General features: G+C 51.8%; 12 protein-coding genes and 2 tRNA genes. 12 read left to right on the forward strand and 2 right to left on the reverse strand.

Annotated features, from left to right (window positions below; all coding sequences use genetic code 11):
- Window positions 1-20: 20 nt before the first annotated feature.
- The 6 genes from ACZRKO_RS20300 (at window position 21) to yjfF (ending at window position 5,219) form a co-directional block, all read left to right on the forward strand.
- Window positions 21-97, forward strand: a tRNA-Asp gene (locus tag ACZRKO_RS20300).
- Window positions 98-149: 52 nt separating this feature from the next.
- A tRNA-Trp gene (locus tag ACZRKO_RS20305) sits at window positions 150-225 on the forward strand.
- A 416-nt stretch (window positions 226-641) separates the two neighbouring features.
- Window positions 642-1,598, forward strand: coding sequence for a galactofuranose ABC transporter, galactofuranose-binding protein YtfQ (gene ytfQ / locus ACZRKO_RS20310; protein WP_463739054.1), 957 nt, complete (start codon window positions 642-644; stop codon window positions 1,596-1,598).
- Between the two features lie 123 nt (window positions 1,599-1,721).
- The gene (ytfR, locus tag ACZRKO_RS20315; RefSeq protein ID WP_463739170.1) at window positions 1,722-3,203 is read left to right on the forward strand and encodes a galactofuranose ABC transporter, ATP-binding protein YtfR; all 1,482 of its coding nucleotides are present in this window, start codon (window positions 1,722-1,724) and stop codon (window positions 3,201-3,203) included.
- Between the two features lie 10 nt (window positions 3,204-3,213).
- Entirely contained in the window at window positions 3,214-4,233 is a 1,020-nt protein-coding gene (ytfT, locus tag ACZRKO_RS20320; protein WP_463739055.1) for a galactofuranose ABC transporter, ATP-binding protein YtfT, read from the forward strand.
- A complete protein-coding gene (gene yjfF, locus ACZRKO_RS20325) occupies window positions 4,233-5,219 on the forward strand; it encodes a galactofuranose ABC transporter, permease protein YjfF (RefSeq protein WP_463739056.1) in 987 nt (328 codons plus the stop codon). Before ytfT ends, yjfF begins: the two co-directional genes overlap by 1 nt.
- 20 nt (window positions 5,220-5,239) lie before the next feature.
- Here the strand turns inward: yjfF and hdfR are convergent, their stop codons facing one another.
- Window positions 5,240-6,067 (reverse strand): HTH-type transcriptional regulator HdfR, encoded by an 828-nt coding sequence (gene hdfR / locus ACZRKO_RS20330; RefSeq protein ID WP_463739057.1) that lies wholly within the window; start codon window positions 6,065-6,067, stop codon window positions 5,240-5,242.
- A 118-nt stretch (window positions 6,068-6,185) separates the two neighbouring features.
- On the opposite strand from hdfR, the gene ACZRKO_RS20335 reads away from it, so the two are divergent.
- Window positions 6,186-6,524, forward strand: a complete 339-nt coding sequence (locus ACZRKO_RS20335) for a MaoP family protein (RefSeq protein WP_463739058.1) — start codon at window positions 6,186-6,188, stop codon at window positions 6,522-6,524.
- Between the two features lie 25 nt (window positions 6,525-6,549).
- On the opposite strand, the gene ACZRKO_RS20340 is transcribed toward ACZRKO_RS20335, so the two are convergent.
- Window positions 6,550-8,091 carry a YifB family Mg chelatase-like AAA ATPase gene (locus ACZRKO_RS20340; RefSeq protein WP_463739059.1) on the reverse strand — a complete coding sequence of 514 codons (1,542 nt, stop codon included), beginning with the start codon at window positions 8,089-8,091 and terminating at the stop codon, window positions 6,550-6,552.
- A 364-nt stretch (window positions 8,092-8,455) separates the two neighbouring features.
- On the opposite strand from ACZRKO_RS20340, the gene ACZRKO_RS20345 reads away from it, so the two are divergent.
- The 5 genes from ACZRKO_RS20345 (at window position 8,456) to ACZRKO_RS20365 (ending at window position 12,919) form a co-directional block, all read left to right on the forward strand.
- Window positions 8,456-9,694, forward strand: a complete 1,239-nt coding sequence (locus ACZRKO_RS20345; RefSeq protein WP_463739060.1) for an MFS transporter — start codon at window positions 8,456-8,458, stop codon at window positions 9,692-9,694.
- 132 nt (window positions 9,695-9,826) lie between these two features.
- Window positions 9,827-9,928 (forward strand): ilv operon leader peptide, encoded by a 102-nt coding sequence (gene ilvL / locus ACZRKO_RS20350; protein ID WP_463739061.1) that lies wholly within the window; start codon window positions 9,827-9,829, stop codon window positions 9,926-9,928.
- A 137-nt stretch (window positions 9,929-10,065) separates the two neighbouring features.
- On the forward strand, window positions 10,066-11,712 hold the full coding sequence (gene ilvG / locus ACZRKO_RS20355) for an acetolactate synthase 2 catalytic subunit (protein ID WP_463739171.1): 1,647 nt from the start codon (window positions 10,066-10,068) through the stop codon (window positions 11,710-11,712).
- On the forward strand, window positions 11,709-11,972 hold the full coding sequence (gene ilvM, locus ACZRKO_RS20360; protein WP_463739062.1) for an acetolactate synthase 2 small subunit: 264 nt from the start codon (window positions 11,709-11,711) through the stop codon (window positions 11,970-11,972). Before ilvG ends, ilvM begins: the two co-directional genes overlap by 4 nt.
- Before the next feature lie 17 nt (window positions 11,973-11,989).
- Window positions 11,990-12,919 (forward strand): branched-chain amino acid transaminase, encoded by a 930-nt coding sequence (locus tag ACZRKO_RS20365; RefSeq protein WP_463739063.1) that lies wholly within the window; start codon window positions 11,990-11,992, stop codon window positions 12,917-12,919.
- Window positions 12,920-13,084: the final 165 nt, after the last annotated feature.

A 13,084-nucleotide genomic window follows, 5' to 3' on the forward strand; every position in this document is an offset into this window, starting at 1 on the left:
ATGTAGGTGAAAGAACCGGTGGAGCGGTAGTTCAGTTGGTTAGAATACCTGCCTGTCACGCAGGGGGTCGCGGGTTCGAGCCCCGTCCGTTCCGCCACTTATTAAATTATGCCTGCTTATTTTAGCAGGCATAATGTTAAGCATAATTTAGGGGCGTAGCTCAGTTGGTAGAGCACCGGTCTCCAAAACCGGGTGTCGCGAGTTCGAATCTCTCCGCCCCTGCCATTTAAAAGCCCTTCGCGAAAGCGAGGGGCTTTTTCATTTTTGTGATTCCCAAAATCCCCCTTATGCTTCTATGTAAGTTCAAAAATTGCTTCGGCGATCTCTTCATTCCTATTTTCAACCTCATTTATTAACCTAATCCTGTCTTTTTACTGCTCATTTTTTGTGTTTTTTTAGCTGAATACATGTACTAAATGATTGTTCTACACGTATGTGACCCCGCTCATACTGCTTTTTTGTGTTTGTACTAAAACTACTAATCGTCCTATGACGCTAAAAATCTAACTTACCCCTCTCTCCTTTGTTCTTTGTTGGTCTCAGAGAACAAATAGAAGAAAGGCGCGTTAGTAAGACGTCTTAGCCGTACCCGAAAAGCGACAGCAAAAAAACAGCGTAAGACTCAACGCGAGGAACGAATCATGTACAAGAAATTATTAGTAGCGGCAGCGGTAGCAACAGCATTTTGTGGAATGGCACACGCAGCACCTCTTGTTGTCGGTTTTTCACAAATCGGCTCTGAATCAGGTTGGCGCTCTGCTGAAACGAAAGTGTCGAAACAGGAAGCTGAAAAACGCGGTATTACACTGAAAATCGCCGATGCTCAGCAAAAGCAAGAGAACCAGATTAAAGCGATCCGCTCCTTTATTGCTCAGGGTGTGGATGCCATTTTCATTGCGCCGGTCGTCGCGACTGGCTGGGCCCCGGTTCTAACTGAAGCGAAAGAAGCCAAGATCCCTGTTTTCCTGCTTGATCGTACCATCGAAGTCAGCGACCCCTCTCTCTATACCGCCGCTGTTGCTTCTGACAGCGTACACGAAGGCAAAGTAGCCGGTGACTGGCTGGTAAAAGAAGTGGCGGGTAAGCCATGTAACGTCGTTGAGTTGCAGGGAACTGTGGGTGCGAGCGTCGCATTAAACCGTAAACAAGGCTTTGCCGATGCGCTGAAAGCTGCGCCTAACGTCAAAATTATTCGTTCACAGTCTGGCGACTTCACCCGCAGCAAGGGTAAAGAAGTCATGGAAAGCTTCATCAAAGCTGAGCAAAACGGCAAAAATATCTGCGCCGTCTATGCCCATAACGACGATATGGCGATTGGTGCAATCCAGGCAATTAAAGAAGCAGGCCTGAAACCGGGTTCACAAATCAAAGTCGTCTCGATCGATGGCGTACCGGATATCTACAAAGCCATGCTCAATGGTGAATCCAATGCCTCAGTAGAGCTCACGCCGAACATGGCTGGCCCTGCCTTTGATGCCCTGATCGCCATGAAAAAAGATGGCACACAACCGCCAAAATTCATTCAGACACAATCTACTTTAGTGCTGCCGGATGCAGCGCAAAAAGAGTACGAAATGAAGAAAGACATGGGTTATTAAGCCACAGATGCCCGCTCAGGGAGTGTACTGAGCGGGCGTTTATCATGACAATTCATTCCCATTTCGTCTAAGACGAATGCTGTAGGAGTTGATACCGTGACAGATATTGCACGCCCACAAACCCTGCTCGAAGTCCGCGGCTTGTCTGTTGAATTTCCCGGTGTGAAAGCGCTGGAGAAGGTGGATTTCACGCTAAATCGTGGTGAAATTGTTGCGCTGTTGGGTGAGAACGGCGCAGGAAAGTCTACGTTAATTAAAGCACTGACAGGTGTTAACCGACGTTCTGCCGGTACCATTCATCTCAATGGCCAGGCAATCGATCCCGTCAATACTGCCCACGCTCAGGCGTTAGGAATTGGCACGGTATACCAAGAGGTCAATCTCCTGCCGAATATTTCCGTCGCGGCCAATTTGTTTATCGGCCGTGAACCCACCCGGTTCGGGCTGGTCAATCAACGCAAAATGGAACAACAGGCTCGTGATTTGCTTACCGGTTATGGCCTTAACTTCGACGTCAGTCAGCCCCTCTCTACCTATTCCATCGCTATTCAGCAAATTGTTGCCATTGCCCGCGCCGTAGACCTCTCTGCTCAGGTACTGATTCTCGACGAGCCGACCGCCAGTCTTGACGCCAAAGAGGTCAGCATGTTGCTCGATATTCTTAAGCAACTGCGTGAACAGGGGGTTGGAATGATCTTCGTCACCCACTTTCTTGATCAGGTTTACCGTATCAGCGACCGCATCACCGTTTTACGGAACGGTAAATTGGTCGGCAGCGAACTCACCCGTGACCTTCCCCGTATGGATCTGGTACCGATGATGCTGGGACACAGTTTCGACGAAAACCTGCTCAAGCGGGGAGAGCATCGAGCGATCACCGGAGAGCCGCTGGTCGATTTTAAACAGTACGGGCGGCGTGGCATGGTGGAAAATTTTGATCTGAACGTCCGGCGGGGTGAAATTGTCGGCCTTGCTGGGTTGCTCGGCTCAGGGCGTACCGAAACGGCGCAGCTGATTTTTGGCATCAAAAGTCACGATACTGGCAAAGCGCGCGTGGATGGCAAAACATGCCAGATCAACACGCCGCGCAAGGCGGCTAAGCTGGGGTTCGGTTATTGCCCGGAAGATCGTAAAACTGAGGGAATTATTGGCGCGGCGACGGTCAGGGAAAACATTATTCTGGCATTACAGGCCCAGAGAGGCTGGTTACGCCCTCTCTCAATGAAAGAGCAGAACCAGATCGCCGAAAAATTTATCAAACTCCTCGGTATACGTACGCCCAGTGCTGAACAAGAGATTCAATATCTGTCGGGGGGCAATCAACAGAAGGTTCTGCTTTCCCGCTGGCTGGCGACCAATCCCCGCTTTTTAATTCTGGACGAGCCAACGCGCGGTATTGATGTCGGTGCCCATGCTGAAATTATCCGCCTGATCGAAAAACTGTGCGAGGAAGGGTTAGCACTGCTGGTGATCTCCTCTGAACTGGAGGAGCTGGCGGGCTACGCGGATCGTATCGTCGTCTTGCGCGATCGCCGTCATATTACCGAAATTACCCAAGACCAAATTTCCGTTCCGGCCATTATGAAAGCCATTGCGGTTCAATGAGGGGAAGGCGATGAATAACAGGAGCCTGCCGATGACAGGAAAACCGCGTAAGGTCCGATGGGTATTTCCGAAAGGGGCCACGCAGTTCGGCGCTTTACTGGCGATATTGCTGATTGACAGTCTGGTGGCCCCAGGCTTTTTCTCGATCCATGTTCAGGACGGACGCTTGTTTGGCAGCCTGGTGGATATTTTTAATCGTGGTGCGCCTGTTGCGTTATTAGCGATCGGCATGACGCTGGTAATTGCGACCGGCGGTATTGATCTTTCCGTAGGAGCCGTTATGGCTATCGCGGGGGCAACGGCTGCGACCATGACCGTGCAAGGATATCCGCTATCCGGGGTCATTCTGGCGGCTGTCGCAGTAGGTGCAGCCTGCGGATTATGGAATGGTTTTCTGGTCGCCGTACTGCAAATCCAGCCGATTGTTGCCACCCTGATGTTAATGGTGGCTGGCCGGGGAATTGCGCAGCTCATCACAGAAGGTCAGATCGTCACTTTTGAACATAACGGGCTATCACAGTTTGGTAGCGGCTCATTCTTTTATCTGCCAATGCCGGTGATCATTGCTGCTGTGATGCTGGTGCTGGTCTGGGCTCTTACCCGCAAAACTGCACTTGGCCTGTTTATTGAGTCCGTGGGGATCAACATCCGTTCATCCTTCTATGCAGGTGTAAACGCCAGACTGGTGCTGATTGCCGTGTATGTCATATGCGGCGTCTGTGCGGCGGTAGCCGGAGTGATTGTCACCGCGGATATTCGCGGTGCTGATGCCAATAATGCTGGATTATGGCTGGAACTGGACGCGATTCTCGCCGTGGTGATTGGCGGTGCCTCATTGCTTGGTGGGCGATTTAATTTGCTGCTCTCGGTCATCGGCGCATTGATCATTCAGGGGATGAATACCGGTATTCTGCTGTCGGGCTTCAAACCTGAATTTAATCTTGTGCTGAAAGCGCTGGTTGTTTTGGCCGTTCTGGTGGTGCAGTCGCCGCGGGTCTCGTTAAGTGCCTTATGGCGGAGGAAAGAATAATGCTTAAAAGAAATCTGCCACTGCTGATCACAATTTTGGTTTTTATTGTCGGTTACGGCTATTGCTTCACCCAGTTCCCCGGTTTTGCCTCGACGCGGGTCTTTTTTGATCTGCTGACGGACAACGCTTTTCTCGGCATCGTGGCGGTGGGCATGACGTTCGTCATCCTGTCGGGTGGGATTGACCTTTCTGTCGGGTCAATGATTGCTTTTACCGGCCTGGCATTGGCCAAGCTGATTGGTGTCTATGGTATCGCACCCGGTTATGCCTTTGTTATCGTGCTCTTCGCGGGCGCGATTTTTGGCGGGCTGATGGGCTGGATCATCGACACGCTGAAGCTTCCCGCTTTTATCATTACTCTGGCAGGCATGTTTTTTGTCCGAGGGATGAGTTTCATTGTTTCTGAGGAGTCGCTGCCTATTGACCATCCGCTTTATACAACGCTTGCGAACTTTGCGTGGAAAATGCCCGGTGGCGGACGCTTAACATTACTGGCAGTGATCATGCTGCTGGTTGTGGTGTTTGGGATGATTCTGGCGCACCGAACCCGCTTTGGGAATAACGTTTACGCCGTCGGTGGCAATAGCGTTTCAGCAGCACTGATGGGCGTGCCTGTTAGACGCACCACGATTTATATTTATATGCTGTCGAGTACGCTCGCTGTACTGTCGGGGATCGTCTTTTCACTTTATACATCAGCTGGTTACGCATTAGCAGCCAGTGGTGTCGAGCTGGATGCAATTGCTGCTGTTGTGATTGGCGGAACGCTGCTCAGCGGAGGCGTAGGCACTGTCCTTGGCAGTTTGTTTGGCGTTATGATCCAGGGTCTGATTCAGACTTACATCACCTTTGACGGAACGCTTAGCTCCTGGTGGACCAAAATCGTGATGGGTATTTTACTGTTTATCTTTATCGCCCTGCAAAAAGGCATGGGCTCATTCTGGGTTGCGCGCCGTGCCCGCCATCCGCGACCTGAGCCGGGATGATGAGCGGGAGATCTTTTGGATTATAAGTAGGTATGAAGCGGCGTTTTTAATAACTGCCGGATCAATACCTGCTGGTCGCTGTTTTGCAGCCAGACGGCGTAAAGCGGCCGGATAACCGGTGGGATGTCGTGATAAGCCGACAGTTGCGGGAACTCTTTTTCCCAATGTGTTGGCAAATAGGCGCAGCCACCGGTTGTTTCCAGTAACTGGCGCGTCAGGTGGGCCGACGTTGTGGTCAGCACCGGTTCCTGATCGTTGGTCTGCGCCCGGCTTTCCTGCTGAGTAAAATCCGCACCCCACTCCAGACGCACATAAGGTGCGTGTTCGGTTTTATCTTGCTTATCTGAAGCAAAAAGACGTAACGAGAAATTACCTAACAGCTGGCTGGAGAGCTCGTCCATCTTCGGCGGCTCGGTCGTGATCAAAAGATCCAATTGTCTTTCATGAAGTTGTTTTACCAGCGAATGGCGCAGCGCTACGCGGGCTTCCAGACGTAATGCTTCCCGCTGGCTGTAAAGTGCCTGCAACCACGGCGTCAGGTAAGCCTCCCACAGCGATGCCGTCGCCCCAATTGATAGTTCAGTGTGCTGCAAAGAGCGCACAACCTCTTTCTTTGCCATTTGCCAGGTTGACATCAGGTTTTCCGCGTAAGGCAGCAGGCGCTCGCCTGCGGGCGTTAAACGAATATTATTGCGATGGCGGGTGAACAGATTTGCCCCGAGTTGGGTCTCCAATTGGCGGATGCGAAAACTGACTGCCGATTGCGTCAAATAGAGGGATTCAGCTGCTCTGCCAAAGTGGCGCGTTCTACTGACCTCCAAAAAGGTTTTCAGTAATTCCGTATCCAAAACTATCTCCAATATTTTTTGTCGTTAAGATTTAAATGTTTTGTTTTACACATTAACAAGCCTATCTAATACTCCGCGCCATAACAGCACGACCATGAGTAAATTAGGAGCGTGTCAGATGGCGGAAAGCTTCACCACGACAAATCGTTTTTTTGACAATAAACATTACCCTCGCGGGTTCTCCCGGCATGGCGATTTCACCATTAAAGAAGCGCAAATGCTAGAACGTTACGGCTTTGCATTCAATGAGCTGGACTTAGGGAAGCGCGAGCCTGCAACCGACGAAGAAAAGCTCTTCCTTGAGGTTTGCCGCGGCACCCGCGAACCAGTGACTGAAGCGGAAAAGGTATGGAGTAAATACATTATCCGCACACGTCGTCCTAAAAAGTTCCATACGTTGTCAGGCGGTAAACCGCAGGCTGACGCGGTGGAAGACTACACGGAAAGCGACGATTAACGAAACGGGGCATTGCCCCGTTTTTTTATGCCAAGCTTTTATGTAATTTTAACAATAGCCGATCCATGCATCTGTAGCTTAATGCTTCAGAAATATGGGCTTTCTCAATCATAGACTGATTATTGAGATCGGCTAATGTTCTCGCCACTTTCAGTATCCGGTGCCACGCCCTGACCGATAATCCGAGCTTGTGCAGTACACTTTCCAAAAACTCTGCATCCTCTTTTCTGAGCTCACAATATCTCTCCACTTCGCTGCTACTCAGATGCGCGTTAATTTTACCTGCCCGTACCAGCTGAATATTTCTTGCAGCAATCACCCGTTTCCGTATTAACGCGCTGCTCTCCCTGATGCGCGATGCCTGTCGCTGGCTTTGCTGGCTGAGTACGCCGGGCGGCAGCAAGGGCACTTCGATAGACAAATCAAAACGATCAAGAAAAGGCCCGGAAAGGCGGCTGAGATAGCGCAAAACTTGTTGCGGAGGCGTTCGGTTATGCACTCCCTGATAATGCCCTGTTGGGCTGGGATTCATGGCGGCAATCAGTTGTGCTCTGGCGGGATAGCGTACTTTGGCGCGGGCCCGCGAAATCGTGATCTCGCCGGATTCCATCGGCTGGCGCAGGGCATCCAGCACTTTACGTTCAAACTCCGGCAACTCGTCGAGAAACAAAACCCCGTTATGAGCTAACGAAATCTCGCCGGGCCGAGGCAGTGAGCCGCCGCCCACCAGAGCGCTCATTGACGTACTGTGATGAGGCGCGCGGAAAGGGCGCTTACGGGAAAAATTCCCATCTTCTTCGGGATTGTAGACCAGACTGGCAATCGCCGCTGTTTCCAGCGTTTCCTGGTTAGTTAGCGGCGGCAGTAACCCCGGTAAGCGGCTCGCCAGCATGGTCTTTCCTGTGCCGGGCGGGCCAATCAGCAGTAGGTTGTGGCCACCCGCCGCGGCGACTTCCAGCGCACGCTTCGACTGTTCCTGACCAATGATATCGCCCATATCGGGCTGGTCGGCCGAGATATCAGGTTCTTCACCCCGTTCAACATCAGATAAACTCTCCTCACCTTGCAGGAAGGCGCAGACCTGCAAAAGATGATCTGCGATTTTTGCCACGCCCGTTTCAAGTAACGCCATCTCCTGCTGGTTATCTTTGGGCAGAATCAGTACACGGCCTTCTTTTTGAGCTTCAAGTGCTGCCGGAATAGCACCATTTACGCCGCGTAAAGCCCCTGACAGGCCTAATTCCCCCAGAAACTCATATTCACCCAGCTTATCTCCCGAAAGCTGCTCAGAAGCTACCAGAATAGCCAGAGCAATTGACAAGTCGTAGCGGCCGCCTTCTTTGGGCAGGTCTGCCGGCGCGAGATTGACGGTAATTCGTTTGGCAGGGAAGGTAAACCCGCCATTGATGATGGCGCTGCGGACTCGGTCCCGTGCCTCTTTCACCGTAGTTTCTGGCAGGCCAACCAGCGTCAGGGCCGGTAAACCGTTGCTGATATGCACTTCCACCGAAACGCTTGGCGCCTGAACGCCGAGTGAAGCACGGGTATACACCACCGCTAATGCCATGGATTTTTCCTTGCGATAAGCAATCCTCAGACTCCAGCATGCCTTAATGGCAGTCAGGGTGCTTTTGCGAAGACGTACTTCCCAGGAATCCTCGCAATCATATTTGTTGGTCGTGAAGTTTCAGGAGCGCATTGCGAGCCAGTTCGCACGGCGGGCAACACCCGTTAACACTTTGCGCGATCCGGAAACAAATTAGCCGCCTAATCATGTTGATGGCGACTCATTGAGGGTGTTTAATTCATTTGTATATTAACAATAATTAAACATTCGTGGATGTTGATTAACATCTCCTCTGCCCTCTCTGGTCCATGCCGGAAACTTCAGTGAGCGCACCCCTACACTTTTCCGGGACAGGAAATACATCATGTTCGGTTGGACTTCCAGACAGCGTAATGTCGCTATTGCCAGCTTCCTCAGCTGGACACTCGATGCCTTTGATTTCTTCATTCTTGTTTTTCTGCTGAGCGATATTGCCAGCGCTTTTCACGTCGATATCAAAGAAGTTACATTGGCGATTCTACTGACCCTCGCAGTGCGACCCATCGGTGCGCTGCTATTTGGCCGCGCGGCTGAGAAGTATGGCCGTAAGCCGATTTTGATGGTCAACATCGCCTTCTTTTCGGTGTTTGAGCTTTGCACCGCCGCCGCACCGTCACTGACCGTTTTTCTGATTCTGCGCGTGATCTATGGCGTTGCGATGGGCGGCGTTTGGGGTGTCGCCTCTTCACTGGCAATGGAGACGATTCCTGACCGCTCCCGTGGGTTTATGTCCGGCGTTTTCCAGGCAGGTTACCCCTTTGGTTACCTGCTGGCGGCGGTGGTTTACGGATTGTTTTCCAACATGGTTGGATGGCGCGGCATGTTCGTTATCGGTGCCGTACCGATTTTCCTGCTGCCGTTTATCTGGTTCAAAGTACAGGAATCTCCGGTCTGGCTGGCAGCCCGTGAACGCAAAGAGAGCACTGCGCTGTTACCGGTGCTGAAATCGCAATGGAAGCTTTGCCTTTATCTGGTGATTCTGATGGCGGCGTTCAACTTCTTCAGCCATGGGACGCAAGATCTCTATCCTTCCTTCCTGAAAATTCAGCATGGTTTTGATGCTCATACCGTCAGCCTGATCGCCATCGGCTATACCATTGCCTCGATCATTGGTGGTATTTTCTTCGGCACACTGTCAGAGCGCATCGGTCGTAAAAAAGCCATTATTATCGCGGCCTTACTTTCACTTCCGGTGATTCCGCTATGGGCATTTTCCAGCGGAACCTGGACGATTGGCCTGGGTGCATTTTTGATGCAATTCATGGTTCAGGGCGCATGGGGCGTAGTGCCTTCTTATCTTACTGAACTGGTGCCTGCTAACACCCGCGCCGTGCTGCCGGGGTTCGTTTATCAGCTGGGGAATCTGCTGGCGTCGGTGAATGCCACTTTGCAGGCTTACATTGCTGAAAGCCACGGTCATAACTATGGTTTAGCGATGGCATGGGTGGCAGGTACGGTAGCTATCGTGATTGCCGTATTGGTTTCATTTGGTCGGGATACGCGTGGAAAAGTGATCAATGGGGCAACAAAATCATCAGCGACAGAAATGCGTTCCAGTACCTGATTTTGTTCATTATTTTCGCGTTAATGATGAGCAGGCTACAGATAATAACGTAAGAAAAGTGTTGTCATTAAATATCTAACTGTGATAACTCTGTAGGCAATCGTTCGTAATGAAGAATTGAAGAAACCAAAAATGAAAGCCCTTCTCCTCGTACTTAGCCTAGTCGTGATTAGCGTGGTGGTGATTATTATCCCACCGTGCGGGGCTGCACTTGGACGAAGAAAGGCTTATTAAACAAGCCTGAACCTGAAAAGAACCCCCGCACCGAAAGGTCCGGGGGTTTTTTTTGGTCAGTATAATTTGAGGCGGGAACAGAAAATGAGCAACAGCATAATATTCTGCAAAGAACCGGAAAAGGCAGGGGGATAATGATGAACGGAGCACAGTGGGTAGTACAAGCATTGCGGGCACAGGGTGTCGATATGGTTTTCGGCTACCCGGGCGGAGCAATAATGCCGGTATACGATGCGTTGTATGACGGCGGCGTGGAACACCTACTGTGCCGTCATGAGCAAGGTGCTGCGATGGCGGCCATTGGTTATGCCCGTTCAACCGGTAAAGTCGGTGTGTGTATTGCCACTTCAGGCCCCGGTGCGACCAATCTGATAACCGGTCTGGCTGATGCCTTAATGGATTCCGTACCGCTGGTGGCTATCACCGGTCAGGTGAGTTCAGCCTTCATTGGCACTGATGCCTTCCAGGAAATCGACGTATTGGGCTTATCACTGGCCTGTACCAAACACAGTTTTCTGGTTGAATCGCTGGAGGCGCTGCCGGAAATCATGGCCGAAGCCTTTGCTATCGCCAGCAGCGGACGTCCCGGTCCGGTTCTGATCGACATTCCAAAAGATATCCAACTGGCTACCGGCGAACTGCCACCGCATCTGCTGGCTGTTGAAGAGCAGTTCCCGCATCCCGCCGCTGAATTGCAACAGGCTTTTGAGATGATTGCTGCTGCACAAAAACCGATGCTGTATGTCGGCGGCGGCGTGGGCATCGCTCAGGCAGTACCTGCGCTGCGGGATTTTATCCAGGCCACAGGCATTCCTGCCGTTGCGACGCTGAAAGGGCTGGGCGCGCCGGATGCCAGCGACGCTTGCTATCTGGGCATGCTCGGTATGCACGGTACCAAAGCGGCGAATCTGGCGGTGCAGGCGTGCGATTTACTTATCGCCGTCGGTGCGCGTTTTGATGACCGCGTGACCGGTAAGCTGAATACCTTCGCCCCGGATGCGGCGGTTATCCATATGGATATTGACCCGGCTGAACTGAACAAATTGCGTCGGGCGCATGTGGCCTTGCAGGGGGACCTGAGAACGTTATTATCTGCGCTGAAACAGCCGCTGTCGATCCACGCATGGCGTGACCACGTGATGACACTGAAAGCCCAGGGCGAATGGCAATATGACCATCCGGGAGAGGCGATTTTTGCCCCGTTGCTGCTGAAACAAATTTCTGACCGCAAAGCGGCTGACACCGTGGTGACCACCGATGTGGGCCAGCATCAGATGTGGACAGCCCAGCACATGCAGTTCACCCGCCCTGAAAACTTCATCACTTCCAGTGGTCTGGGCACTATGGGTTTTGGCATTCCTGCCGCCGTAGGCGCACAGGTTGCACGTCCGGATGACATGGTTATCTGTGTTTCGGGCGATGGCTCTTTCATGATGAACGTTCAGGAACTGGGCACCATCAAACGAAAAAAGTTACCGGTAAAAATCCTGTTGCTGGATAACCAGCGGTTAGGGATGGTGCGGCAGTGGCAGGAGCTGTTTTTTGATGGTCGCTACAGTGAAACTAACCTTTCCGATAACCCCGATTTTGTCACGCTGGCCAGTGCATTTGATATTCCCGGCCAACGTATCAGCCGAAAAGATCAAGTCGACGCCGCCCTGGATGCTTTCTTCAATAGCGAAGGTCCTTATTTGCTTCAGGTTTCCATCGATGAAAGCCAGAACGTCTGGCCCCTGGTTCCACCGGGCGCTGGCAACGAAACCATGTTGGAGAAAATGTCATGATGCAGCATAACCTCTCAATCCAGGCGCGTTTTCGCCCTGAAATGTTAGAGCGCGTATTGCGCGTAGTGCGCCACCGAGGTTTCCAGGTGTGCGCGATGAATATGAGTCCGATGGTCAACGCGGAAAATATAAATATTGAATTGACCGTTGCCAGCCTGCGGTCTGTAGATTTACTGTCTTCACAGTTAAGCAAATTGATGGATGTCGCCTGCGTCGAGATCCAACAACACACATCACAACAAATACGCGCGAATGCGTGAGTAAAGGAATAGAGAGAATGACGAAGAAAGCTGATTTCATTTGGTTCAACGGAGAGATGGTTCCTTGGGCGGAAGCTAAAGTTCACGTAATGTCACACGCGCTGCATTACGGCACCTCAGTCTTTGAAGGCGTCCGTTGCTATGACTCCCACAAAGGGCCGGTGGTGTTCCGTCACCGTGAACACATGCAGCGTCTGCGTGATTCAGCAAAAATCTACCGTATGCCGGTAACGCAGAGCGTTGATGAGCTGATGGAAGCCTGCCGCGAAACTCTGCGCACTAATAAACTGGTGAGTGCTTACATCCGTCCGCTGGTGTTTGTTGGCGATGTCGGAATGGGCGTAAACCCGCCAGACGGCTACAAAACTGATGTGATCATCGCCGCCTTCCCATGGGGCGCGTATCTGGGTGAAGAAGCGCTGGAGCAGGGTATCGACGCGATGGTTTCCTCATGGAACCGCGTTGCAGCCAACACCATTCCTACTGCCGCAAAAGCCGGTGGTAATTACCTCTCCTCACTGCTGGTGGGCAGCGAAGCACGCCGCCACGGTTATCAGGAAGGGATTGCACTCGACATCCACGGTTATGTTTCCGAAGGTGCCGGCGAGAACCTGTTTGAAGTGAAGGAAGGCATTCTGTTTACACCGCCGTTCACCTCTTCTGCACTGCCAGGCATCACCCGCGATGCGATCATCAAACTGGCGAAAGATATGGGCTTGGAAGTTCGCGAACAGGTTCTGTCACGCGAATCCCTCTATCTGGCCGATGAAGTGTTTATGTCAGGCACGGCGGCTGAAATTACTCCGGTGCGCAGCGTTGACGGCATTCAGGTTGGTATCGGCAAACGCGGTCCGATCACCAAACAAATTCAGGATGCATTCTTCGGGCTGTTTACAGGTAAAACCGAAGACAAATGGGGTTGGTTGGATCCAATCAACCCGCAATAATTTTACCCGTCATCCTTCGGGCCGCCTCTGCGTTGGCTGCCCTCATTCACCCCGATCACTTACCTGAGTAAGCTCCCGGGGATTCATTCAGTTGCCGCCTTGATGCAGCCCGAATGATTTAGGATAAATAAGAAATCCAGCAGGCGGCGATTGCGTCACCTGCAC

The organism is Ewingella sp. C233 (assembly GCF_055407225.1).